This is a genomic window from Peribacillus sp. P4_D6 (assembly GCF_056401795.1).
Map to the genome: position 1 here is coordinate 1 of NZ_JBFUIQ010000052.1, position 26,066 is coordinate 26,066.

23 protein-coding genes are annotated in these 26,066 nt (G+C 40.3%); 19 read left to right on the forward strand and 4 right to left on the reverse strand.

Translation table 11 applies throughout. The features are described 5' to 3' along the window. From AC1DVB_RS15780 to AC1DVB_RS15805, 6 genes are all read left to right on the forward strand, one after another. Window positions 1–1,820, forward strand: a 1,820-nt coding sequence (locus tag AC1DVB_RS15780; protein WP_477589947.1) for a glycoside hydrolase family 3 protein, incomplete at its 5' end; no start/stop codon positions are given. Window positions 1,821–1,866: 46 nt separating this feature from the next. Next, a complete protein-coding gene (locus AC1DVB_RS15785; RefSeq protein ID WP_235568335.1) occupies window positions 1,867–3,072 on the forward strand; it encodes an exo-beta-N-acetylmuramidase NamZ family protein in 1,206 nt (401 codons plus the stop codon). A gap of 190 nt (window positions 3,073–3,262) precedes the next feature. After that, a complete protein-coding gene (gene nagE, locus AC1DVB_RS15790) occupies window positions 3,263–4,738 on the forward strand; it encodes an N-acetylglucosamine-specific PTS transporter subunit IIBC (RefSeq protein ID WP_057277786.1) in 1,476 nt (491 codons plus the stop codon). A gap of 367 nt (window positions 4,739–5,105) precedes the next feature. Next, entirely contained in the window at window positions 5,106–5,534 is a 429-nt protein-coding gene (locus tag AC1DVB_RS15795) for a DUF1801 domain-containing protein (protein ID WP_336058860.1), read from the forward strand. 45 nt (window positions 5,535–5,579) lie between these two features. Next, window positions 5,580–6,623 (forward strand): oxidoreductase, encoded by a 1,044-nt coding sequence (locus tag AC1DVB_RS15800; RefSeq protein ID WP_106026586.1) that lies wholly within the window; start codon window positions 5,580–5,582, stop codon window positions 6,621–6,623. A gap of 151 nt (window positions 6,624–6,774) precedes the next feature. Then, window positions 6,775–6,909, forward strand: a complete 135-nt coding sequence (locus tag AC1DVB_RS15805; RefSeq protein WP_268750826.1) for a hypothetical protein — start codon at window positions 6,775–6,777, stop codon at window positions 6,907–6,909. Between the two features lie 183 nt (window positions 6,910–7,092). Here AC1DVB_RS15805 and AC1DVB_RS15810 read toward each other — a convergent pair whose 3' ends face one another. Further along, complete coding sequence (locus tag AC1DVB_RS15810) at window positions 7,093–8,280, reverse strand: MFS transporter (protein ID WP_477589951.1); 1,188 nt, start codon at window positions 8,278–8,280, stop codon at window positions 7,093–7,095. 121 nt (window positions 8,281–8,401) lie between these two features. Here AC1DVB_RS15810 and AC1DVB_RS15815 point away from each other — a divergent pair, with 121 nt between their 5' ends. Next, window positions 8,402–8,848 carry a MarR family winged helix-turn-helix transcriptional regulator gene (locus AC1DVB_RS15815; RefSeq protein ID WP_057277783.1) on the forward strand — a complete coding sequence of 149 codons (447 nt, stop codon included), beginning with the start codon at window positions 8,402–8,404 and terminating at the stop codon, window positions 8,846–8,848. Between the two features lie 335 nt (window positions 8,849–9,183). Continuing rightward, on the forward strand, window positions 9,184–10,773 hold the full coding sequence (locus AC1DVB_RS15820; protein ID WP_477589953.1) for a long-chain-fatty-acid--CoA ligase: 1,590 nt from the start codon (window positions 9,184–9,186) through the stop codon (window positions 10,771–10,773). 163 nt (window positions 10,774–10,936) lie between these two features. Here the strand turns inward: AC1DVB_RS15820 and AC1DVB_RS15825 are convergent, their stop codons facing one another. After that, the gene (locus AC1DVB_RS15825) at window positions 10,937–11,443 is read right to left on the reverse strand and encodes a hypothetical protein (protein ID WP_477589955.1); all 507 of its coding nucleotides are present in this window, start codon (window positions 11,441–11,443) and stop codon (window positions 10,937–10,939) included. Between the two features lie 760 nt (window positions 11,444–12,203). Between AC1DVB_RS15825 and AC1DVB_RS15830 the strand changes: the two genes are divergently transcribed. Genes AC1DVB_RS15830 through AC1DVB_RS15855 form a run of 6 tightly spaced genes read left to right on the forward strand, consistent with a single transcriptional unit; the run spans window position 12,204 to window position 18,272 of the window. Then, complete coding sequence (locus tag AC1DVB_RS15830) at window positions 12,204–13,307, forward strand: amidohydrolase/deacetylase family metallohydrolase (RefSeq protein WP_239861160.1); 1,104 nt, start codon at window positions 12,204–12,206, stop codon at window positions 13,305–13,307. After that, complete coding sequence (locus tag AC1DVB_RS15835) at window positions 13,285–14,394, forward strand: DgaE family pyridoxal phosphate-dependent ammonia lyase (RefSeq protein ID WP_477589958.1); 1,110 nt, start codon at window positions 13,285–13,287, stop codon at window positions 14,392–14,394. Before AC1DVB_RS15830 ends, AC1DVB_RS15835 begins: the two co-directional genes overlap by 23 nt. After that, the gene (gene dagF / locus AC1DVB_RS15840) at window positions 14,391–15,146 is read left to right on the forward strand and encodes a 2-dehydro-3-deoxy-phosphogluconate aldolase (protein ID WP_477589960.1); all 756 of its coding nucleotides are present in this window, start codon (window positions 14,391–14,393) and stop codon (window positions 15,144–15,146) included. The genes AC1DVB_RS15835 and dagF overlap by 4 nt, the downstream gene beginning before the upstream one ends. Next, a complete protein-coding gene (locus AC1DVB_RS15845; protein WP_477589962.1) occupies window positions 15,139–16,152 on the forward strand; it encodes a sugar kinase in 1,014 nt (337 codons plus the stop codon). Before dagF ends, AC1DVB_RS15845 begins: the two co-directional genes overlap by 8 nt. Window positions 16,153–16,167: 15 nt before the next feature. Then, window positions 16,168–16,890 (forward strand): GntR family transcriptional regulator, encoded by a 723-nt coding sequence (locus AC1DVB_RS15850; protein ID WP_477589964.1) that lies wholly within the window; start codon window positions 16,168–16,170, stop codon window positions 16,888–16,890. Window positions 16,891–16,946: 56 nt separating this feature from the next. Continuing rightward, window positions 16,947–18,272 (forward strand): GntT/GntP/DsdX family permease, encoded by a 1,326-nt coding sequence (locus AC1DVB_RS15855; RefSeq protein WP_477589966.1) that lies wholly within the window; start codon window positions 16,947–16,949, stop codon window positions 18,270–18,272. 212 nt (window positions 18,273–18,484) lie between these two features. Here AC1DVB_RS15855 and yppF read toward each other — a convergent pair whose 3' ends face one another. Next, window positions 18,485–18,667 (reverse strand): YppF family protein, encoded by a 183-nt coding sequence (gene yppF, locus AC1DVB_RS15860; protein WP_055348417.1) that lies wholly within the window; start codon window positions 18,665–18,667, stop codon window positions 18,485–18,487. A 253-nt stretch (window positions 18,668–18,920) separates the two neighbouring features. After that, window positions 18,921–20,213 carry an MFS transporter gene (locus AC1DVB_RS15865; protein ID WP_454861234.1) on the reverse strand — a complete coding sequence of 431 codons (1,293 nt, stop codon included), beginning with the start codon at window positions 20,211–20,213 and terminating at the stop codon, window positions 18,921–18,923. Between the two features lie 1,145 nt (window positions 20,214–21,358). On the opposite strand from AC1DVB_RS15865, the gene AC1DVB_RS15870 reads away from it, so the two are divergent. The 5 genes from AC1DVB_RS15870 to AC1DVB_RS15890 form a co-directional block, all read left to right on the forward strand. Continuing rightward, on the forward strand, window positions 21,359–22,174 hold the full coding sequence (locus AC1DVB_RS15870; protein WP_048678846.1) for an IclR family transcriptional regulator: 816 nt from the start codon (window positions 21,359–21,361) through the stop codon (window positions 22,172–22,174). Between the two features lie 272 nt (window positions 22,175–22,446). Next, window positions 22,447–22,980: a cupin domain-containing protein gene (locus AC1DVB_RS15875; protein ID WP_034312308.1), complete on the forward strand. Its 534-nt coding sequence runs from the start codon at window positions 22,447–22,449 to the stop codon at window positions 22,978–22,980. Between the two features lie 122 nt (window positions 22,981–23,102). Continuing rightward, a complete protein-coding gene (locus AC1DVB_RS15880; RefSeq protein ID WP_048678838.1) occupies window positions 23,103–24,041 on the forward strand; it encodes a VOC family protein in 939 nt (312 codons plus the stop codon). 100 nt (window positions 24,042–24,141) lie between these two features. Further along, window positions 24,142–24,933 (forward strand): SDR family oxidoreductase, encoded by a 792-nt coding sequence (locus AC1DVB_RS15885; RefSeq protein ID WP_098865550.1) that lies wholly within the window; start codon window positions 24,142–24,144, stop codon window positions 24,931–24,933. Between the two features lie 30 nt (window positions 24,934–24,963). Continuing rightward, the coding region (locus AC1DVB_RS15890) for a thiamine pyrophosphate-binding protein (RefSeq protein ID WP_477589969.1) at window positions 24,964–26,066 on the forward strand (1,103 nt) is incomplete at its 3' end.

The following is a 26,066-nucleotide window of genomic DNA, read 5'->3' on the forward strand; positions in this document are numbered from 1 at the left end:
TCGTAGAAAACATGACAATCGATGAAAAAGTCGGTCAAATGCTCATGCCGGATTTTCGTAATTGGCAAAAACAAGGAGAAAAAAAGGCGACCGGGTTTATTGAAATGAACTCGGAAGTTGCAAGCATCATCAAAAAATATCATCTGGGCGGTGTGATTCTGTTTGCTGAGAATGTAGTCGATACCGAACAAACGGTTCGGCTCACCGATGGTTTGCAGATGGCAAGCCCGGACCTTCCGCTGTTCATAACAATTGATCAGGAAGGAGGAATCGTAACTCGCCTTCAAACTGGAACGAACCTTCCTGGTAATATGGCACTTGGTGCAGCCAGACAAGAGAGTTACGCATATCAATCCGGAGAAATTATTGGCAAGGAACTGTCGTCACTTGGCATAAATGTCAATTTCGGGCCGTCTGTCGATGTCAATAATAATCCCGGAAATCCTGTTATTGGCGTTCGATCCTTCAGTTCCGATCCGGACCTTGTATCAAAGCTTGGCATTCAGATGATAAAAGGATTGCAAAATCAGAACATGATAGCGACGACCAAGCATTTCCCTGGCCATGGAGATACAGCAGTCGACAGTCATTATGGTCTTCCCCTTGTTTCTCATGATAAAGAGCGTTTGCGCTCCATCGAGCTGCTTCCTTTCCAAAGAGCCATCGATGCTGGAGTTGATATGATGATGACTGCACATGTTCAATTTCCTGCATTCGATGACACTACCTATATCAGTAAAAAAGACGGTCAAGAAATTATGGTTCCTGCAACGCTGTCACAAAAGGTCATCACGGGTCTATTACGAGAAGATATGGGATTTGACGGTGTTGTGGTTACAGATGCTTTGAATATGAAAGCCATCGCGGACAACTTCGGACAGGAAGAAGCTGTGGTCCTTGCCCTGAAATCTGGTGTTGATATTGCTTTGATGCCGGCGCAGGTTAATTCGCTTCAAATGGAAAAGAATATAGCCTCTGTATTCAATGCAGTGAAGGCGTCAGTGGCAAGCGGGGAAATTCCTCTAAATCAAGTCAATCAATCTGTAACGAGGATACTTGAACTAAAAGTGAAAAGAGGGATATTAAACCCGGAAGATACTCCTATAGATAAAAAAATCGAAACCGCGCTTCAAGTGGTCGGGAACGAAGATCATTTGAAAAATGAAAGGAAAATGGCGGAAGATGCCATCACTCTGTTGAAAAATGAACACAAAACATTGCCTTTCAAACCTAAGAAAAATGATAAAGTTTTAATTCTTGCTCCTTTTGATGACCAAGTTGAATCCATGTCCAGGAGCATCAGCGAATTAGCTGATAAAAAGAAAATAAAGAAAGTACAAATAACGGGTATGAGTTTTTCAGGAAAGTCATTTACAGATCAAGTGGCCAGACTCATTGATGAATCGGATTTTGTCATAACTGGTTCCTATATTGTCAAAAACGATCCGGCTGTCAATGATGGAGTGATAGATGACAGTATTCAAGATTCGTCGAAGTGGGCAACAGCCTTCCCTAGAGCGGTCATGAATCATGCCAAGAAAAAAGACAAAGAATTTGTTTTAATGAGTTTAAGAAACCCTTATGATGTTGCAAACTTTGAAGAAGCGAAGGCGATTCTTGCTGTTTACGGGTTTAAAGGGTATTCGAATGGGCGTTATAGACAGCCGAATATCCCGGCAGGCATCTCGACCATTTTTGGAGAATCAAGACCAAAAGGCACGTTGCCGGTCGATATACCTTCAGTAACTAAGCCCTCTGAAAGCCTTTATAAATATGGATATGGATTAGATATTAAATCTGGAAGACCCATTAAAAAATAAGGAGAGAAGCAATTTGAAAAGAATGATAATCCTATTTGCCATTTGCATGCTTTCTTTCGGCATCGTTTCCTCAAAAAGTGTAACTGCTGTTAAAGAGAAGAAAAAACAAAAGGTCAGTCCTGGTATTGAAGTTCTTTTAAAAGAAGAAAAGAATGTTTTAAGCGGAAAGAAAGTCGGCTTGATTACGAATCCAACTGGCATCGACTCTAAATTAACCAGCATCGTCGATCTCCTTCATGATGATCCGGATATTCATTTAACGGCTTTATTTGGTCCTGAACATGGAGTGCGTGGAGATGCGCAAGCTGGTGCAAGCGTTGAATATTATATTGATGAAAAAACAGGATTGCCCGTTTATAGTTTATATGGTAAAACGAAAAAACCGACACCTGAAATGTTAAAGGATGTTGAGGTCCTTGTTTTTGATATCCAGGATGTCGGAACACGCTATTACACTTATATCTACACGATGGCTTATGCAATGGAAGCAGCCAAAGAAAATGATATCCCCTTTATCGTGCTGGACCGGCCGAACCCACAAGGCGGAGAGTCGGTAGATGGGCCGGTCCTTGAACCTGAATTCTCATCGTTTGTTGGGTTGTATCCAATCCCGCTTAAGCATGGGATGACGGTTGGGGAACTCGCGACTTTGTTCAATAAGGAATTTAAAATTGGAGCAGATCTCAAGGTCATCAAGATGAAAGGCTGGAAGCGAGATATGGATTATGACGATACTGGTCTCCCTTTTGTCTTGCCGTCACCGAATATGCCGACAGTTTCCACTACTTTCGTATATCCGGCTACAGGATTGATCGAGGGAACGAATGTCTCGGAAGGCAGAGGAACGACCAAACCATTCGAGTTGATAGGTGCTCCTTATATAAACGGTGATGAGCTTGCTGGGAAATTAAATGCATTAAGGTTACCCGGTGTAAAATTCAGGGCAGCGTCCTTTACACCTACATTTTCAAAACATGCAGGTAAACTTAGCCACGGAGTGGAAATTTATATAACGGATAGAGAAGAGTTCAAGGCTGTCCCTACTGGACTTCACATCATCAAGACCATTCAGGATCTATATCCCGGTGATTTCGAATTCCTTGCAGCCAACAATTTCAATTTATTGATTGGCAATGGCTGGATAATGTCTAGAATTAAAGAAGGTTCAACAGTAAATGAAATCTTGAAAGAATATCAAGTAAAGCAGGATGCCTTTAAAAAGGTTCGCAAAAATTACTTGCTCTATAAATAAGTGAAAAAAGAAAAGTCCGGGTTGGACTTTTCTTTTTTTATGGGCTTTCGAAGGAGGAGTAAATCGCTAAGACTTTATTCCTGAATATAGTCAAATTTATAAATGAAATGAAGTTCTAAAATGGAAGGAACCGTTGTCTAATAGAATATGGGGTTTGCCCTAAATCAGTAATTGTCAGGAGGAAAGCGGAATGAAAAAATATCTTCAAAAAATAGGGCGTTCCTTGATGCTGCCAGTAGCCGTATTGCCGGCAGCCGCCATTTTAATGGGGATCGGTTACTGGATAGATCCAGCAGGATGGGGAGCGGGAAGTCCGTTAGCAGCTTTCTTAATCAAAGCAGGTTCTTCGATCATTGACAATATGGCTATCTTGTTTGCCGTTGGTGTGGCGTTGGGGATGTCGAAAGGAAAAGATGGAGCTGCCGCTTTGAGCGGGCTGGTAGCCTATCTAGTCGTAACGACATTGCTTTCCACGGACTCGGTGGCGATGCTGCAAGGAATCGATGTAAAAGATGTAAATCCAGCGTTTCTGAAAATAGAAAATGCATTTGTCGGAATCCTCTCGGGTCTTATAGCGGCAGCTATGTTTAATCGGTTCAGTAAGGTAGAACTGCCGGATGCATTCGCTTTCTTTAGCGGTAAACGCCTTGTTCCGATCCTTACTGCGGTTGCCATGTTACTGGTTTCCCTAATATTATTCTTCGTATGGCCACTCATCTACTCCTGGTTAGTTATATTTGGGGAAGGAATAAGTGAATTAGGTGCCGCTGGAGCAGGACTCTATGGGTTCTTCAATCGGCTTTTGATACCAACTGGTTTACATCATGCGTTAAACTCCGTATTCTGGTTCGATGTAATCGGTCTTAACGATATCGGTAAATTCTGGGCTGGAACGGGAATAAAAGGAACCACAGGCATGTATCAAGCCGGCTTCTTTCCCGTCATGATGTTCGGTTTACCGGCAGCGGCTCTTGCCATGTACCATTCGGCAAAATCACGGAAGAAAAAACAAGTGGCCTCATTAATGCTCGCAGCCGGTTTCGCTTCATTTTTCACAGGCGTTACTGAACCTTTGGAATTTGCTTTCATGTTTGTTGCACCAGCCCTATTCGTTGTGCATGCCTTATTAACAGGAATATCGTTGGCTATTGCTGCGACTTTCCAATGGACAGCAGGGTTCGGTTTTAGTGCAGGATTCATTGACTTTGTTTTAAGCTCAAGATTGCCAATGGCAAATGAACCTTATATGCTGCTTCTTCAAGGACTGGCTTTTGCAGTCATCTACTATTTCTTATTCCGATTCTTGATAACTAGGTTCAATTTAATGACTCCCGGCAGAGAAGAGGATACAGAAGATGAGCTTGATGGCGGAGGAGCGATTGCGGAAGCAGACAGCGGTCAAGGCGGGAATAATGAGAGTAAATTCTTTGGAATGGCTTCCGCTATATATGAGGGATTAGGCGGTGACGCTAACGTAACATCTGTAGATAATTGTGTTACCCGATTAAGGGTGGAAGTGGAAAATATGGGAGCTGTCGATCAGAATAAAATCAAATCAGCAGGGGTTGCCGGAATCAATATTGTGGGTCCCCAAAGCATTCAAGTCATCGTAGGGACACAGGTGCAATTCATAGCTGATGAAATAGATAAGATCAGGCGGCAATAGATCTGGTAAAACTGCAGTTTGCCTTTTAATAAAAAAATCTACGATCAGAATAATAATTTCTGATCGTAGAGATTATTATGGTAAAGTACTGATTTTTAAAGCGCGAAAGATTTACTTAATAAACTTGCTCTTAAAATAGAATAAAACGAATCAATGTTCTATAATATATTAGGGTATTGAATGAAGGATTTGCCATAAGCATAGAGAAATAGTAAAGGAGCTCGTCCGCCAATCATTGATACATCGGTGATGAAGGCTGTATACATACATAACAACCTAAAAACACGATTGTATAGGGTATTAAGATACTGAGCAAGCGATATCTTATGAATTTTTTCTGCCTTTTAATGTAAGGGAGGTTCCGGTCATGTATAAACAAAAAACCAATGAGACGGACAGTAGTGTCATTGAGTTCATCGAAAACGTCGATAATCCGAAAAAACGTGAAGATGCCTACGAATTGTTGAATGTTTTTACCGAAACGACAGGTTATGAGGCAAAGATGTGGGGACCTAGCATAATTGGGTTCGGAACCTATCATTATAAATATGAATCCGGTCACGAAGGCGATGCCCCACTGGTAGGATTTTCACCTCGAAAAGCAAAAATCAGTTTATACTTTGCTCCAGGGGACAAAAAAAGAGAAGAATTGTTACAGGTATTTGGAAAACACTCTTCCGGAAAAGCGTGTGTGTACATCAATAAAGTGGCAGATATCAATATTAATGTATTGAAAGAATTGATTAATCAATCTGTCAAGTTTTTGAGAGATACATACCCGGACAATGAAATATAATAAAATGTTTGTTTAAGAGGAACAAGAAAGCGAGTGGGATTGAAAATGAGAAAAATTAAAGTGGGCATTGTTGGGTACGGATTGTCAGGAGCTACTTTCCACGCGCCATTACTAAGTGTTTTAGAGCAGTTTCAAATAGTGAAAGTTGTGAGCTCCAATAAGGAAAAAGTCCAAAAAGATTTGAAAGATGTGGAAGTGGTAGGCAGCTTAGAGGAAATTCTTGAAGACCCGTCCATTGATTTGGCTGTTATTACGACACCGAGTGGTTTGCATTATGAAATGGCCAAGCAAAGCTTGTTAGCCGGGAAGCATGTCATTCTCGAAAAGCCGATGGTTGTGGAAGCTTGGGAGGCGGAGGAGCTCATCAAGATTGCCGAGGAAAAGAATCTTGTTTTAAGTGTCTATCATAACCGGAGATGGGATAATGACTTTTTGACCGTGAAAAAACTTATGGATGATGGAGTGCTTGGGGAAATCAATACATACCAAGTCCATTACGATAGATACCGGCCTGTGGTCAGGGATAGATGGAGGGAAAAACCGGGCCCGGGATCAGGCATGCTTTATGATCTAGGATCACATCTCATCGATCAAGCACTTCATTTGTTTGGATTGCCGCAATTCGTTTCGGCAGATGTATTTTCCCAAAAAGAAAATGCAGAAACGGATGATTATTTCCATGTGATATTAGGATATGAAAAGCTGAGGGTTATCTTGCATTCAGGCTCAATCGTTCCGTATAATGGACCGCGGTATCAGGTGCATGGAAGTAAAGGATCATTTATCAAATACGGTCTTGATTGCCAAGAGGCTGACTTGAGTGAGGGGAAAAAACCAGTCGATGACTCTTGGGGTGCAGATGATCCCGAATTTTATGGTAAGCTGGTTACGGTTGAAGGAGAAAATGAGATACATGAAACCATTGAAACACTGCATGGTTCTTATTTAACGTATTACCAGGCAGTTGCCGATAGTATATTGAGCGGGAAAAAAGCTCCAGTCACTGCCCAAGAGGGGTTGGCGGTCATTAAAATCATTGATGCGGCTTTTGAAAGCAGTAAAGGAAAGAAAGCCATTTATATTAAATAAAATTAATTTCCCTTTATAACAATATGAAATGAGAAAACTGAATGATAAGCGGCCTTATTCTAAAAATAAGGTCGCTTTTTATTTTGGTGAGATAAAAGCTTCAACTTAAGGAAAGAATGGAGCAAATACTTGTAAATTGTAGAGGATGCGCATGAGTTGTAAGCTGTTTACTCGTGAATTAGAGCCATTTACTCGTGAATTTGGAGCAAATACTCGTGAAATTGACGCATTTACTCGTGATTTTGAAGCAAATACTCGTGAATTCGAGTGTTACGCAAAAATATGAGAAGTTTCCGTATGAAATTGGAGCTAGTTCTCAAGAGATTGAAGTGTTACTCGTTATTAAACTGTTTTGGAGGATTTCAATTAAAAGAAGAATGGATAAAAAAATCATAATGAAAACCCCCGGATAGCGGATGCTACTCGGGGGGGTTCGTTAAGGAATAAATTTTGAAATCCCAATTAAGTTCTAAGATAAGGCCTTTGCATGAAGTGATCGCTTTTGCCAAGCCATAGTAATCATTAAAGTAATGAATAAGAGGATAAGACCCAACATGAACGGATAGGTAATGTGGACATCATACATCATTCCCGCAAGTGTTGGTCCAAGCACATTTCCGATGCTCATATACGCATTATTCATACCCATTGCAAAACCTTGCTCATTCCCTGCCATCTTGGAAATCAGTGTGTTAAGAACTGGACGTAAGATGGAAGTGGAAAGGAAGATGATAAGTGAAATCAAAAAGAAAATCAGGTAATTTGATGCAAAAAGTGATAGGAGGAAACCGATGGCTGCAACACTGATAAAGATATTCAGCACATTCACTTCCCCGAAACGCTGTACGATCCGATYGACGACAAACAATTGAACTATTACACTGACGATACCGGTGGCTGTAACCATGACGGCGATGTCCTTAGGAGTCGAATTGAATTGATTATCAAGATAAAGACCAATTACAGATTCATACGCCATTAAGCCAAAGCTCATTACAAGCGTAATGATGAGTGGGATGAAATAAGGCTTTTTCACGGATAAAGTGATTTTCCGAAGCATCGTTTCAGTTTTTGCATCCATGGATTGAGTAACCTGTGCCGTTTCGCTTTCTTTTAAAACAAAAATTGAAAATACGACTGCTGATAGGGATACAAGCGCAGAAATCAAAAAGGGAAACTTCAAGCCAAAGTCAGCTAAAAAACCTCCAATTCCTGGACCGACTACAATTCCCAGGGACATGGCGGCAGATACTAAACTATTGCCTTTAGCGCGTTGATCAAATGTGGTGATATCGGCAACATAAGCAAAAATTGCGGGTATAAGCAAAGCTGCCCCGATTCCGCCAATGATCCGTGAAGCATATAATAACCAAATGGAATTGACTGCATAAAAAATGAACATGGATAATGTCAAACCGACCAATCCATAAATAATCATTTTTCTGCGCCCGAATTGGTCAGTCCATTTTCCGGCAATTGGCGAAAAGATAAGTTGTGCACCTGCGAAAATGGCAATCATTAGGCCAGCGGCGGTTCCGCCTTGATTAATGGAGGCCAGGTATGCTGGTAAAATGGGGATGATGATCCCGAAACTTCCTATTGCTATAAACATATTGATCATGAGGATAATGATCTTTTTGCGTTGTTCTGCTGACATGGACAGCCTCTCTCTCTCGTTAAAAATCAATAACCAATTTAATTCGCATGGTTAATTTTTTGATACGTTAATTATGTTATAGTTTTAGATAGATAGTGTCAATAAGAAAGGATTGTCAAACATGCATTCAAGTGAATTGTATAATTTACATCTAGAGATCAGGGAATTAAGCAGCCTATCACAGGAATTGGTGGAACCGTTACTGGTTAAATATGATTTAACTACTGTGCAGTATCGCGCATTGCAATTAATAGTCTTGAATGAATCCATAGCGGTTAAAGATGTTTCGAATCATTTGAAGATTAAACCTGCAGCAGGAACTGCACTAATTGATCGGCTTGAACGGAAGAAATTGATTGAGAGGGTACACAGTGAGGATGATCGGCGGGTCGTTTTTATCCAATCCACAGAAAGTGGAAGGAGTACCTATCATTCCATCAATAAGTGTTTTACCAAAACCTTTCGTGATTTTTATAGCGTCCTGAATGAAGAGGAAACGGAACGACTCAAACAAATCGTTGGGAAACTTACCGAACATCTATCGGCATGCATAGATAATAAAATATAATCTTCCTGACGTGTACTGTCTCCAATATAATAGAAAGAAGAAGCGCTATATTAATTTTTTACGGAGTTTTGTTTTTTAAAAAAATATCTATTAAAGCAGTGAATTTCACTGTTTTTAGGAGATTAATTATCAGAATAATTAAAAAATATTTGGATTTTTCATTTCAAAGCGGATAGGCCATTCAAAAATCTTTAAATGGAAATCCATTAAAGAAGATATGACGGCTGGAAAATGAATATGTATTAAAAGGATACGAAGTTTTTTCTCAGGATCCATCATGACGAACCAAGCAGGGTGCTGTATACAGTGAATCTGGAAAGAAGGAGATGGTAAAAATGTTTTCCCCATTAACTCCAATTGATTGGAAGCGCAGGGCCGTAAAATATTATCCTCATAAAGTGGCAATCATCGATGAAGAGAAAAAGTTTACATATAAGGAATTCGGACAGCGAACAGATCAACTTTCCAAAGCTTTGTATTCTTCGGGAATTGAAAAAGGTGACCATATTGCAGTTATGTTGCCAAATACGCATTATATGTTGGAATGTTTTTATGGCATTTGTCAAATGGGAGCGGTAATGGTCCCTTTGAATTACAGGCTTGCTGCAGAGGATTTGGAATATATCATCAAGCATAGCGATTCAAAAATGTTGATAGTCGATGAAGAATTCACCGCTCCGATCGAAAAGATCATTACTAAACTTTCCTTGGAAAAGATCATCATCGTGCCTTTTGAAGGATATGAAACCACTTTACCTGGAATAGATTATGAGAATTTCATTTTGCATGCAAATGATGATGGACTGCCAGAGGTTAAAATCGAAGAAAATCAACTTTTGACTATAAATTACACGAGTGGAACGACTTCAAAACCAAAAGGGGTCATGTTAACTCATCGCGGGAATTACATGAACGCCGCTAATTTCATTTATCACCTAGGGGTGAAGCATGACGATGTATACTTACATACATTGCCAATGTTTCACGCTAATGGCTGGGGAGGGGTATGGTCGGTAACGTCTACTGGCGGGACTCATGTATGTTTAAGGAAAGTCGATCCCCCTCTTATCCTCAAATTATTCGCCCGTCATAATATTACATTGTTATGTGGAGCGCCTACTGTCGTCAATATGCTGGTAAATGACCCTAAAGCAAAAGAAACAAATATCAAAGTGCATCCAAGGATGGCAACGGCAGGTGCTCCTCCAGCAGCAGCGCTTATACAAAAGGCACAAGATATCCTTGGTTTGAATATGATCCACGTATATGGATTAACAGAAACTTCCCCATTCATCCTATATAACGAGTGGAAGGATGAGTTTGAAGCTAAATCGGCGGACGAACAAGCAATAATAAAGGCAAGACAAGGTATTGAATTGGTTTTCAATGGGGAAACGATGGTAGTCAATAAAGAAGGGAAAGAAGTCGCTTGGGATGGAAAGGAACTGGGGGAAATCATTACTCGCGGCAATGTTGTAATGGAAGGATATTATAAGGATCCGGAAAAGACGGCCGAAGCAATTAGGGATGGCTGGTTTCATACCGGGGATCTGGCAGTTACCTATCCTGATGGATATATTGAGATACAAGACAGGGCTAAGGATTTAATCATTTCCGGCGGGGAAAATATTTCTTCAACAGAGGTAGAAGGGGTATTGTATAAACATCCAGATGTTTTGGAGGGTGCGGTCATTGCCATTCCAGACGATAAATGGGGAGAAACGCCTAAGGCAATCATTGTGCTGCAGCCAAATGCAAAAGTGACGGAAAATGAGATCATTACCTTTTGCCGCTCAAAAATGGCTCACTTTAAAGCACCGACAAAAGTTGAATTCGTAGAGTCTTTACCGAAAACGGCAACAGGTAAGCTACAAAAATACCGATTGAGGGAAATCCATTGGAAAGGATCGAAAAAGGTAAATTAACGGCTTTCATAAGAACGGGATATATATTAAGTGAATGTCATGAAAAGGAAAAACGAATGAAGTACGGAAATTAACAAGACCAAGAATGCTTTTAAATTAGCATTCTTGGTTTTTTATATTATGGAAAGCAACATTTCCTCTGTAATATTAGGAGCAGGATGGATTAATTAACGAGGGTTCTAAATGAAAGATTTGACTTAGTGTAATATATATACGTTATTTTAGATAAACTTGGTTTTTTACCACTAGCATAGACAGATACATGATAAGCGTGTTTTCCGGAATAATATGCTGCTATTAAACTATTAGGACTGCCAGCAAGTGCTGATGCCAGTGCAGTAGCTACTCCTGCTCGTGCGGTTGGGCCACCTGCAAACACAAAAGTACTTACGATGCTTAACCATGTTGTTCCCTTTTGATGAGCCTTTACCATCTTTCCTAATTGGGTATTTGTTAGTTTAGCCTGATGAGCAATAGGTTTGCTCATTTCAATGATGCTTGCTGTTGGTTGTATTTGTATAACATCATCACTAATTAATTTGATTTCCACRATGGGGTTGACTGTTGATGAAGGTATTGTTTCATTTTTCTCTTCGGCCAATGTATTGGGGACATGTGAGAATACTAATAAACTGATTATTAGTATTGAAAATAAGGACTTTTTCTTCATTTTCATAACACTCAATTATGTTTTTTTGGAAATTTGGTATAATATCATACTATATAACTATATGTAGGAGGTCAAGATAAATATGGAAACTAAGGAAAAAAGTTTTAAAACAGTAATAATTGTACTTATTTCTATATGTCTAGGTTTTATAATCAGGATGTCCTCAGTAATAATAGCTGATCGAAATTTATTTTCTATGAACAACATAGACCTATTCATTTTATTTATAGCGATAATTGGATTAATTATATGGTTGAATAAAAAGAAAAAAAGGATCTAATTCTTCTGTTTGGAAACAAAAGGGGTTCTATAGCGAGTGTCTTAGAGGAAACGTTCAAACCCTTTAAACCCATTAGTCTTTATTCTGACTTAGAGTAAGTTTATTTAATAAAAGCATTATTTCCGGGATAATTAGAGTAGAAACTTCCATTAATGGATTTTGTGAATTCGTAAAAAAAGGCGGGAAGAAAAACAGATTGTTTTTCTTCCCGCCTTTTTTTCATGGGTAGCATGAAAAATTTTAAAAAACCTAATGAGATTATATTATATGAAGAAACTAAGAAGCACAAAGAAAAAATAGCCTTGATCTTATAAAAAATTCTGTAAATTCAAATCAAACATTATAACGTTATATTGATTAGTTCGGCAAAATATGATAATCTATTTTTGTAAAGAGAAATTAATGAATTCTTATACAATTCAGTGTAACCGTATACAAAGTACTTTCAATCGATAGGATGTACCGAAAAGGATGAGGGAAATGACAGATACGTTAGTTCTGAAGAATGTAAAAATGGTAGAGGGAAAAGCAGCGGATATCATCCTGGAAAATGGGATGATTAAGGAAATTGCACGACCCGGAACTGCAACAGGAGATAAGATAATAGATTATGATCAAAAGGTTTTTGTTTCGAGTGGTTGGATTGATATGCATGTACATGCTTTCCCGGAATTCGATCCTTATGGTGATGAGGTTGATGAGATTGGATATAAAACTGGTGTAACAACGGTCATAGATGCGGGAAGCACGGGGGCAGATAGGATAACCGATCTGGTTAGAAGTGGTGAAAATGCCAAAACGAATGTTTTCGCCTTTCTGAATATTTCGCGGATTGGATTGAAAAGGGTTGATGAGTTATCGGATATTTCATGGCTGGACGAAGGGGAATTAATGAAGGCAATTTCCAAGTACGGGGATTTTGTAGTTGGACTTAAAGCGAGAATAAGTAAAAGTGTAGTTGGTCCAAATGGTGTCGAGCCATTAAAAATCGCTAGGAAGTTCTCGGCTGAAACGGGTTTACCATTAATGGTTCATATCGGTTCAGGGCCGCCTAGTATTAAGGAAGTCCTTCAATTACTTGAGGAAAAGGACATTATTACTCATTTTCTAAATGGTAAAGCGAATAATTTATTTGATGAAAGAGAAGAGCCGCTGCCTGAGTTGATTAAGGCGATTGAACGTGGTGTACATTTGGATGTAGGTCATGGAACGGCAAGCTTTTCTTTTAAAACTGCAGAAATGGCTAAAAAGCGGGGAATCGGCTTCAATACGATCAGTACGGATATATATCGGAAAAACAGAGAGAATGGGCCAGTTTTTAATATGGCAAATGTGCTTACAAAATTTTTGTACCTCGGTTATCCATTAAAAGAAGTAATAGATGCAGTTACGGTCAATGCAGCAGCTTGGTTGAATAAACCAGAGCTTGGAAGGATTTCAGTTGGGGATATTGCGAACCTGACTTTATTCAAGATCGAGAATGAGCCGACCCTTTTATTGGATTCCGAAGGCGAAAAAAGGATGGCAGAAAAAAGAGTTATTGTAAAAGGAGTGGTTATAAATGGAGAATTCATTGAATGCTAAATACAGTTTGAAAAGAGTCATCAATGCAAGCGGAAGAATGAGCATATTGGGAGTCTCTGCCCCAACTGACACAGTGATGGACGCGATGAAAAAAGGTGGGCAAAATTATGTTGAAATTTCTGATTTAGTCGATAAGTCAGGCCAGCATATAGCGAATTTGCTTCATTCTGAAGCAGCTGTGGTCGTAAACTCAGCATCAAGCGGAATAGCGCTTTCAGTAGCGGCAATCGTTACTGAAGGAAACAGAAGGAAAAGCGAAAGGCTTCATCAAGATCGTATTCAAAAGAATGAAATCATCATGCTGAAAGGCCATAACGTTCAGTATGGTGCACCGGTTGAAACCATGATTTATCTTGGCGGCGGAAAATTGGTTGAAGTTGGATATGCAAATGAAGGGAAAGCAGAACATATTGCGGAGGCCATAAATGAAAATACTTCCGCTATTTTATATGTGAAATCGCATCATGCTGTCCAGAAAAATATGATATCGGTCGAAGAGGCATGGGAAGTGGCCAAAACGAATAATATCCCTCTGATTGTCGATGCAGCAGCGGAAGAAGATTTGGAAAAATATGTACAATTCTCCGACCTGGCGATTTATAGTGGTTCAAAAGCCATTGAAGGACCCACATCCGGTATCGTTGCTGGCAGAAAAAAATATATCGAATGGGTAAAGGTTCAATTGCATTGTATAGGAAGGAGCATGAAGGTTGGAAAGGAAACGACCTTTGGTCTGCTTCAGGCATTGGATGAGTATTTTGTCAAGACGGATAATAGCAAAAAAGAAAAAGCTAGTTTACAAGTTCTCACATCACTTGACTCGATTGATGGCGTAAAAGTAACGATAGTTCAGGATGAAGCCGGACGTGCCATATATAGAGCACGTATTTCCATAAATCCTTTGATAACGGAAACGACGGCAAAAGAAGTGAACGAGCAGCTCAAAAATGGGGATATCGCCATTTATACACGGGATTATGGGATACGGCAAGGCTTTTTCGATATAGATCCGCGTCCATTGCAAGGTGATGATATAAATGTTATTGAATTACGATTAAGAACCATATTAGGAGGAAAACAAGGATGACAAACATAAACAAACGGTTATTGAATGATCGTGTAGCCTTAAATGTACTTGCAAATAGTGTGGAAAATGCAGTGGAAGTCTTTGAAGCAGCTGAAGGACATGTATTGGTTGGTGTACTCTCAAAGGATTATCCAACTGTCGAAGCAGGTGTTACAGCAATGAAAGAATACGGGGAAGCCATTGATGAAGCCGTTTCAATTGGATTGGGCGCAGGCGATAATAGACAGGCTGCAGTTGTCGCAGAAATAGCAAAATACTATCCAGGCAGTCATATTAACCAGGTTTTTCCGGCTGTTGGTGCTACGAGGGCCAATTTAGGCGAGAAGGATAGCTGGATAAATTCACTTGTTTCTCCAACTGGGAAAGTCGGTTATGTGAATATCTCCACTGGTCCAGTAAGTGCAGGCGCAAGTGAAACWGCCATTGTGCCRATCAAAGCTGCCATTGCGCTCGTTCGCGATATGGGAGGAAATGCTTTGAAATATTTCCCTATGAGAGGGCTGAAGCATGAAGATGAATATCGTGCTGTAGCAAAAGCTTGTGGTGAAGAGGGATTTGCTTTGGAACCAACAGGTGGAATCGACTTAAATAATTTCGAGACCATATTAGAAATTGCATTAGAAGCAAAAGTGCCTAAAGTCATTCCCCACGTATATTCTTCCATCATTGATGAAGCGACTGGTAAAACGAATGGGGAGGATGTACGGGAATTATTGGCCATGACGAAAAAATTGGTTGAAAAATATGCCTAAAAGGATTGTGGCATTCGGGGAAGTAATGATGCGTTTGCAGGTACCAGGGCATGAATTGCTATCACAGGCTAACACGCTGCAATACTCCTTTTCAGGCACGGGAGTAAATGTAGCTTCTGCGATGACAAAACTTGGACATGATGGGTATCTTGTGACAATGTTACCGGATAACCCCCTTGGTGATTCAGCAATTTCAGCTTTGCAGCGCTTAGGAATCGGCAGGAACTACATCTCTAGAGGCGGCAAATACATGGGGATGTACTTTTTGGAAAATGGATTTGGACAGCGGGCGAGCCGTGTCACATATTCCAATCGACTGGAAAGTAGTTTTAATACTGCCACCTTATCCGATTATGATATGGATATGATTTCGGAAAAGACGGATATCATCCATTTTTGCGGAATCACGCTTGCAATGGCGGAAAATGTACGGGAAAGCATGAAGGTGCTGGCTAGAAAAGTCAAAGAAAAGGGCGGTACAGTCTGTTTCGACTGCAATTACCGACCTTCCTTATGGGAGGATGGTTACGCTGACGCAAAGCCTCATTATGAGGAAATGCTTTCTTTGGCTGATATCGTCATGATGAATGAAAAAGACGCCCTTTATATTTTAGGAATGAAGTCAGAAGGCTCCACAAGGGAAGAACAGCTTCTTGAGTTGATCCCTGAAGTGGCCAAGCGATTCAAAATTCAATCGATAGCGGGGACACACCGTTCGATCAACAGTGATAATAGCCATACGTTGAGGGGGTATATATACAAAGAAGAAACATTTTACTTTTCCGATATCCTATCATTTTCCGTATATGATAGAATAGGTTCAGGCGATGCTTACACCAGCGGAATCTTACATGGCGAATTGCTAGGATATTCCCCTGAAAAGACAGTACGATTTGCTGCTGTATCAGGAATGCTGGCATGTACTGTCGTTGGAGATACTCCTTTGGCAACCGAAAAGGAGATACTCTCGGCAATGGAAGGTAAAATGGAAGATATTAAAAGATAAGGCAGGAGATTAGGAATGAATGTGAACAGGAAAAATGGACCGATGTATTTACAGATAAAAGAAATATTAAAGGATCGTATTTTACATGGGGTTTATGCCATCGACACAAACATTCCCTCCGAGCCTCTTTTGGAAGAAGAATTTAACGTAAGTAAGGTTACTGTCCGTAATGCAATCAAAGAACTCGTGCAAGAGGGGTATGTTGAAAAGAAAAGCGGCAAAGGCACTAGAGTCATAGCTAATGGTTCGATTGTCAAACTTTCCAAAGGGAAACGTTTCACAGAGCTGTTGGTGGAGGAAGGGCACTCCATTTTAAAAAAGGTGTTAAACATAAGTCAGATTGACCTTTCTTCAGACACTAAGCTGCATTCTTTATTTGGTGCCCGTTGCATAAGTATCGAACGGATATATTTATTGGACAATGAACCTTATATTTACTTTACACATTATATTTCACTTGATTTAAACCAAGAAGAGATAAAAGAGGTCCAAATCAATTCTTTGTACCGCTTTTTGGAAGAGCAAAACGTCAAACTTGAAACATTCAGAGATGAGTTTGCCGTTGCTATCGCTCCGGATCACATTTGCGAAACACTGAAAATCGAAAAAAATAGTCCAGTACTAAAGAGGATTAGGATTTCCAGTGATGGGGACGGAAATGTTACGGAATACAGTGAAGGATATTACAACACGGCTAAACAGAACTACATTGTGACATATAACGAGCCGGTACAATAATCCCATTTATTGTATTGGTTTGAATGTAAGCGATTTCTTGGGAATGGGGAGAATATATGGAACTATATTTATTAGGAATCACGCTGATAGCAATCGTAATCGTCATTTTGGGGGTATCATTGTGGAAATGGCATGCGTTCATCAGCCTGACTGTTGCCAGTTTATTTTTAGCGATTTTTTCCGGACTGCCAATGGACAAGATCGTTGGAGCTTATGAAACGGGTGTCGGAGCGGTCCTTGGGCACCTTATTGGAATATTGGCCTTAGGGACCATCCTAGGAAAGATGATGTCCGACTCTGGAGCTGGAATGCAGGTTGCTGACTTTTTCATTAATAAATTCGGTGTGAAAAACCTGCCATGGGCCATGCTTTTATCTGGTTTCATCATCGGCATTCCGGTATTTTTCGAGGTTGGTTTAGTAATATTGCTTCCTTTGGTCATTTCCATTCGTAAATCAACCAAAGTGAACATCTTGTTAATTGGCATTCCAGTACTTGCTGGTTTATCGATCGTACATGGGCTGGTGCCTCCGCATCCTGGAGCCATGACAGCTATTGGAATTTATAATGCTAACATGGGGCAGGTACTTCTGTACTCCTTGATCATCGCATTCCCGACGGCTGTAATTGCGGGACCGCTATTCGCAAAATGGATTCATAAACGGGTTATTCCTGTTGGAGAACCGGAATTGATCCGTATCGAAACAAAGTCAAGTGGATTACCCGGCACTGGAGTATCGTTCTTCATCATCCTTTTGCCAGTATTGTTGATGGTTTTAACGGTAGTGGCGCCTTATCTGCCGCTACCGGGTTCGATTGAAAAATTCTTATTGTTTATCGGAAGTCCAGTGATCGCCCTATTAATCTCCTGTTTTGCAGCTTACTATTTCTTGGGCTACAGACAGGGAATGGACAAATCACTAATTAAAAAGTTGACGGAAGAATGCTTATTGCCATTAGCATCCATAATTCTAATTATCGGTGCTGGCGGAGGGTTCAAGCAAATTTTAATTGATAGTGGTGTAGGGACTGCAATCGCTTCCATGTCTGAAGAAATTTCTTTATCACCGATCGTTCTTGCATTCCTTGTGGCCGGATTGATTCGAATTGCCACAGGTTCTGCAACCGTCGCTTTGACCACGGCAGCAGGGATCGTTTCACCGGTCGTTGCCAATATGACGGGTGTAAATCTAGAATTGCTCGTAATTGCCACGGGAGCAGGCTCACTCATGTTCTCCCATGTTAATGACGCCGGTTTCTGGTTAGTAAAAGAATACATGGGACTGACCGTTAAAGAAACTTTCAAAACTTGGACAGTGATGGAAACATTACTTTCCTTCGTTGCATTCGGTTTGGTTTTAATTTTCGATATATTCATTTAATTAAAATGAAATTCTGCAATGTCTGATTAAGTAACATTTACCTCCGTGAACTGTCTTGGGGTGACAGATCACGGAGGCTTTTATTTATTTATGAACATACTGGGGGGGAGAAATGACCGGCTGTATTTTTATGGATTGGTCGTTGCGGAATAAAACAGAAACAAAATTCATCCACAATTGGAAGTAGTTAATCTAGTGACAAGGGTGTAGCTTCATCCAGGAGACGTTTGTTTGGCTCCTCGAAGATATAAGTCCTGACAGAGACTTCTATATTGCAAGATTGACAGCTTCCCGTTTACATATTCATTCTGAATATAGTCCAATAAATCATTGGCATGGTTAGGTTTTTGACGTTTTTCCTGAATATAATGGAGAATTAAAACTTCTATATTCACACACTCACCTTACTTGACAAGTATTTTTTTCCATAAATAATATAACATGGGCATTCAAAAAAATATCATTTTTTGAATATTTTAACTATCGACATATTTATACAAATAAAGGAGTGATTCGGAGTAACCGGTGGGAATTTTATCGGGAAATCCAAAAAATGAGCGATGTTATTTCGACTTACTTTTAAGTCGGCACAAGAAAAACCCCTGATAATTCAAGGGTTGGAGGTATAAAACTGATTTTACAAGGACTTCATGCTTGTATCTTTTGTACATGTATAGGTGATAAGCGCAGTTCTGCGGATTCTCTCTTAATCGAGAATAAATAAGCTGCCAAACCTAAGAGGGCTGTAAAAATCAGCATGGCGATCGATGAACTGAAGTCCCCGCCAGACAAGTCACGAAGCCATCCCATGATATAGCTCGAAAAGCCGCCCATGATATTCGTGAATCCAATTAGACCTGCGGCTCGTCCTGCCGTTTCAGGTGTTGAGTATTTTACCATGAGCATATTGCTTAAGTGGAACACACCGCCTTGACATCCCATTGCCAGTCCCATACATAGTCCGGCCAAAATAGGGTTGGGGATGAAGACTGCTACAGTCAAAAAGACAGCCGTCAATGAAAATAGAATCGTGGCCATCAAACTTGGACGTCTGGTTTTGTCAGCCAGAAAACCGCATGCCAAGACAAATCCTAAAGCGAATAGCCAGGAAAGTGAAGTAATGCTCGACATTCCTTCCTTTTCAAACCCTTTTGCTTCAATGAGATATGTAGGAAGCCAAATGCTGATTCCGAAAAATAAGAAGGAGCATACGAGCATACCAAACCAAACGATCCAGAAACGATAATCTTGGGCGAAACTTTTCTTATTTTCTGTATGGGCGGTTTCTTTTATTTCATCATCCGTTTGGCGAATGAATGCCAATTCATCCTTACTTATACGGGGGTGTTCTTCTGGTGTATTCCTCGTCATTAAGATGAACATCGGGATATTTATAAATAAGTTGAAAGCTGCAAGCATAAAGAAAGCTGCTTGCCAGTGAAGTAAAGATATCACAAGCACCAAAACAACGGCTCCCATTGCCGGTCCTAAATAGTTTCCGGTAAGCCAAGATGCCTGGGCCCTCCCCAGTTCGCGTTTATTAAACCAGTTAGAAATGAGCTTTCCGGAAACCGGAATCATCATCCCTTCACCAAAACCAAGAATGATCCTGCTAATTAAAAATATTTCATATGAATTTGCCAGTCCTGACATAATCATCGTGATTGTCCAAACGAATAAACCGGCGATGGCTGTTTTTCGGGCACCCAATTTATCAATGATGAAGCCCCAAAAAAGATTTGAAACTCCATAAGCAATGGTGAATACAAAAGATAGAAGACCGATCTTTGCATTTTTGTCAGCACCTGTCATACCGAGTGCATGCAAGAATTCTGGATCTGTTTGAATGATGGAAATGCCAACCTTATCAATTTGTCCGAAAAACCAAAAGAAAAAAATTGGTACGGCAATATACAACCATCTTTTTTGCCCATTTAACATAATACCATCTCCCTATCGCTTTTTAACATTCCTTAAAACGCTTACATTTGAGAATAAGTGTTTTAAAGTTATCCCTTTAGAAAGGTACTAGTTTGTTTTGATTTTTCCCGCCTTTCTTTAAAATTTTGATAGAAAAAAGAAACAGATGTGTTTTGTAAGGAAAACAAAGTTTTACTTTCTTAACGATAAATTAAAATAATTTGATTGTCAATTTAATATTTTGACTATTTTATATTTTTAGATTATAAGCTCTTTCAGTTATAAATCGAACTTTGTTTCATCCTATTGAGTAGATGGGAGCTCTATCAACCAGGACTTTAAATGGAAGTAATACTGATTCTTTGTGTCCAAAAAACAAATTATTTACAAATTATTAAAAATTCTGACTTGTTGATATTGAATTTAAAATCAGGAAAATCTATAATTCATTTATATTGTTTTGTATATGAAATGCTTAATACGGAAAATTTCGCGATTTGACAGAGAATATCCGATGTATGAAAATTCTTTATTTGTTTTTACTGCTGTAATTGGTTATATTTGGTCATATAACAACGAGCTTTTCTATTGAAACGTCAATTATGCTGGGCCTTCCAAATAGTTTTATATATGTAAATATGCTTTAATTGACACATAAACACTATTCTATTTATACATGAAGAGTTAAGGATTGTAAGGTAGTAATGGTTGYCAATTTGCGGTACTGATTCTTTAACAGGAATAGGGATAATGAATAGCGCTCGAAGACACCAGCTCGGTTAAAAGTTCCCGGCTTTTACTAGCCGTTTTCCGGAAGCGGTGAAAGCATTGAGTATATCTGATATGACTCATAGACCAGCTGTTGTTAGCATGAAAGAAAGTAAACGGAAACTTCTGAATTGATTACAATCATCGAAATATGATTGGAAGAACTTGCAAAGTAAAGGCCGGTGCGCGCTACTGGCGCCAAAGTACCTTTCTAGTTAAGGAAGCAAAAGAAAATAGGCAACCATTGAAGTATGCATCATAAACATTCACCAAAAGAACGATCAGAAAAAAATGGATATATATGTTGCAAGTTCTTCTTTCTAGGTATGAAGAAAGCTTTACTGAACGGGTTATAGTCAGGGGAAATGAGATTTATTCACAACGGGGGGAATACTTGAATGGCAAGCGAAGAAAAAGAGAAAGAGAAATATAGTGCTAATTCATTGGTTAGGGGCTTGGAAATCATTAAGCTCTTTAATGAAGTGCAGCCGAGCTTGTCTCTTTCAGAAATAGCGAAACAACTGGGAGTAAGCAGAACAGTACCATATCGTTTATTATTCACATTACAAAATATTGGTTACTTGTCTCAGGATGAACATACCAAACGTTATAGTTTAACTCCTAAAGTTCTTGAATTGGGGTTCAGCTATTTGAATAGCTTGAAATTCCAGGAAATTGTCCAACCTTATATGGAGACCTTGCGTGATGAAATCGGAGCCTCCTGCCATCTTTCCATTTTGGATGGACAGGAAGTTGTTTATGTTGGAAGTGCCCCGATCAGAGGTGTATCCGCTGTCAATGTGAACATAGGCTTGCGGCTGCCGGCACATGCTTTGGCCAATGGAAAATTACTTTTGGCATATCAACCGAAAGAATTGCTCATGCAAATGTTCAAAATATCGAACCTTACTCCTTATACAGACAAAACACTCACCGCGCCTGGTGAATTTCAAAAACAGCTGGATTCGATTCGGCAAAATGGTTATTCGATGACAAGCGGGGAATTCCACCCTGGCATCCGTTCGGTTGCCGCCCCGATCTTTGATAGGACTGGGAAAGTATTGGCTGCCTTGAATGTCGTGGCAACAGAGTCTGCTTATCAAGAGGACTTCATCGATAAAATTGCCTTGCCGAAACTGTTGGAAGTTTCTCGTCAGTTATCCGTTTATATGGGATACAGCGGGGTTAAGCCTTATCAACACGAAGATGTCTGAACGATTTAAAATCGATTAATAAGTGAATAACCTCTTTCGAAAGTGTGGATCTCCCATTAGGGAATCCACACTTTTTTGTGTTAAGAAAAGCAAATCGTTACAGGTTTATCCCATAGTGTTGAACGTTCGGATTATAAAAATAGTTTTAAATATTCTAAAAACTAATTGACAATGAAGCGTTTTCATTTTAGACTTAATTCATAGACAAAACAATGTTTTGCTTATGAAACATAATTCGGTTTAGAAACAACAAATAAGGGAGGAATTTTAAAATGACAAAAGAAACTTTTTCAGTGAAGGATTTTGAAAAAAAATATGTTGCCCGATTGAAAGACCGTACTCTAGATTGGAATGTCTTGAAGTTCCAAGAAGAAATTGATCCCGCTTATAGACGCGCACAGATGAGATATATCGGACGCGGTGCCACTGCCAATAACGATACGAATGTAATTGCAGGTGAACATTTCACTTTAAGTACGATGGTGCTTCCTCCGGGATGTATCGGTCCTTTGCACCTTCATGACGATGTTGAAGAAGTGTTTTTCATTCTTGAGGGTGAAGTCACGGCATTAATTCAAGAGGACAGCTACAGTGAAGTGCATGAAATTAAATTAAGTGCGAGAGACTGCATAAGCAGCCCGCCAGGGGTTTATCGGGGAATTAGGAATGACGGGGATGTAGAGGCGCGCATGCTAGTGATGCTTGGGGCAGTGAAGCCTAACTTACCGACATATCCTGAAGGCAGTGAACTGGAAGAACTGCGTAAACAACGCTCTAAAGAAAGAGAAGCCATCATTAAAGATTGATCATTAAGCCGAAAGGGCACCTGCATTATGAAAATTAATGAGGCGCCCTTTTCGATTAGATTGTTAAATATGGCCAATGCGAATGATCAAAAGGGCAATCTAAATTATGGGAGGTTAAAAAAATGCTTGGGATTACTCATTTACGGCATATAAGCATGATTACTCCGAATTTCGACGATCAAGCAGAGTTTTATGAAAAGGTTTGGGGTCTGGATAGGGTGGATGTTCCGGAAGAGGAGAATACGGTTTATTTCCGGGGGGCTGGACCRGAACATCATATTCTTAGCCTTCACAGGGGAGAAAAACGAGGATTGCACCATATAGCTTTTGGCATGGTCGATAAAAATGCGGTAGACCGTGCAGCAGGGATATTACAATCGAAGGGCGTTCGAATTATTGAACCGCCTGGATATTTGGATGAAGCAGGTGCCGGTTATGGCCTGCGGTTTATTGATCCGGAAAACCGCGTGATCGAACTTTCGGCTTGGGTGGAAGTGCAAACGTCTATTTGGAGCAAGAAAAATGTGGATCCAGTGAAATTGAATCATGTTGTAATGAACACGAAGAACTTAGATATGATCGTTGAGTTTTATACGGATGTTCTTGGTTTTAAAGTCACTGATTGGAGTGAGCATCAAATGTCATTCCTCCGGTGCAACAGAAAGCATCACTCCATCGCCTTCAATCAAGATGAGCATGCGTCAGTCAATCATATCGCATACGAAGTCGATTCCGTGGATGAATTGATGCGAGGAATAAGCAATGTCCGAAAAGCGGGCTTGTCAGAACTTTGGGGACCTGGACGTCATGGGCCAGGGGACAATATTTTCTGTTATTTTCAAGACCCAGGCGGTTTTGTAATGGAGTATACATGTTATCTGGAAACGATCGAAGATGAATCTGAGTGGAGAGCACGTGTATGGAAACGGGTTCCGCATTTAATGGATCAGTGGGGGATTGCAGGGCCGCCGAAACCTGAAGCGCGCAAAGCAATGGGAGGAGATCCCGATCCAGGCTGGGTTGATTCTCATATAGAAGGTTCTGTCATGGCGAAGAAATGAGGAGGAGTTTGATTTCCTCCCATGATTCTTTCGCGTAGTTAGCTTCTTGTTGATAAAGGACAGCATTTGAGGAAAATGGCTTTGAAAAGGAGTGAAGAGAGTGGATTTAGGATTGCAAGGAAAAGTGGCTGTCATTATGGGCGGCACGTCGGGAGTGGGATTAAAAACAGCAGAAATGTTTTTAGCTGAAGGAGCGAAAGTGGCTATTTGCGGCAGAAGTGCTGAGCGTATGAAAAGTGCACAAAGTCAATTGCTCTCATTTGGTGAAAAGGAAGATATTTTTGCATCAACATGTGATGTCACCTCAAAATCGGATGTGGATTCTTTCATTAATGGTACCGCTGAGAGGTTTGGCGGAATCGATATTTTGGTGAATGCAGCCGGTCAAAGCGTGATGGGTCACTTTTTTGACATAACGGATGAGCAGTGGGAAGAACAGATTCAGTTAAAGTTTTTTGCCATCATATATGCCGTTCGTGCTTCGCATCCTCATTTAGTGAAAAGGGGAGGAGGGCGGATCATTAATATTAATGCAACGCTTGCCAAAGAACCTGAACGTCATATGGTAGCGACTGCAGCAGCAAGGGCTGGCCTCCTTAATTTAAGCAAAACCTTGTCCCAGGAATTGGCCTTTGACAATATATTGGTGAATTCAGTGAGTCTTGGATTGATCCGGACCGATCAATGGGAGCGAAGAAGGTTGAAAAATGCGCCTGATATGGACCCTGAAGAGTATTACGGGGACCTAGCGAAAAAACGGAATATCCCTCTCGGCCGCGTAGGGGAAGCGGAAGAAGTGGCCAGTGTCATTGTTTTCCTAGCTTCAGACAAAGCAAGTTATGTAGCGGGTTCGACGATTGAGACGGCAGGAGCGATCGGAAAGGCAATATAAATATATTACTGAAAAAGGTAGGATAACGCGATGAAAATACAAGAAGAAATAGAGTTTACGACCGCCGATTCCATCGTAAAGGAGCTTGTTCAAGCAGGTGTGGAAGCTGCTTTCGGGATTGTCAGCATTCACAATATGCCCATCTATGATGCAATTCTTAGGGAAGGGAGCATCAAACTCATTTGTTCACGCGGTGAGAGCGGTGCCGTAAATATGGCTGATGGATATGCACGCGCCACCGGGAAATTGGGTGTAGTGATTACCAGTACTGGAACAGGGGCAGGAAATGCAGCTGGTTCACTAGTGGAAGCTTGGGCAGCTGGTGTCCCCCTTCTTCATCTAACAGGTGAGGTGGCATCATCTTATCTTGGTACAGGCAAAGGATACATACATGAGTGTAAAGACCAGCTTTCAATGATGAGCGGAGCTTGTAAAAATGCAGTGAGGCTTAGAAACCCTGACCAAACCGCAGCAGTAGTAAGGAAGGCAATCCAAGAAGCTTTAACTGCACCAACGGGTCCGGTTACATTGGAAATTCCAATTGACTATCAATCGGTGATCATAGAGGACCTTTCACTCGAAGGGCTACGAACTTCACCCTCTGAAACAAATTCAATGCCAATTATTCCTGAACTAGCCGTTCAAAAAATGGTAAGCGCAAGCCGTCCTGTCATATGGGCCGGTGGTGGAGTCATCAGTGCCAATGCTTCGCAAGAGCTGCAAAAATTGGCGGAAATCCTTGGTGCAGCGGTAATAACCAGTCAGTCAGGAAAAGGTTCGATTCCAGAAAACCATGAACAATGCATCGGACATTTTGCGGCATATGAAACTACAAAAGAGTTTTTAAGAAATGCAGATTTATTGATTAGCGTAGGTGTAAGGTTTAGGGGGAATGAAACATCCAACTGGAAAGTGCCGGTGCCACAAGAACATATAGCGATCGATGCGGATTGGCAGGCCATTAACCGGAACTATAAAGCCACGTTAGGTTTGGTTGGCGATGCAAAAGATATGCTTGCTGCCATCATTCAAAAGCTTGAAGAACATTCAGTTCATGCAGAGCCATCTTATTTACAAGAAGTTCTTTCACTTAGAAATGAAGTGCGCGCTCAACTCAGGGAAACGCTTGGACC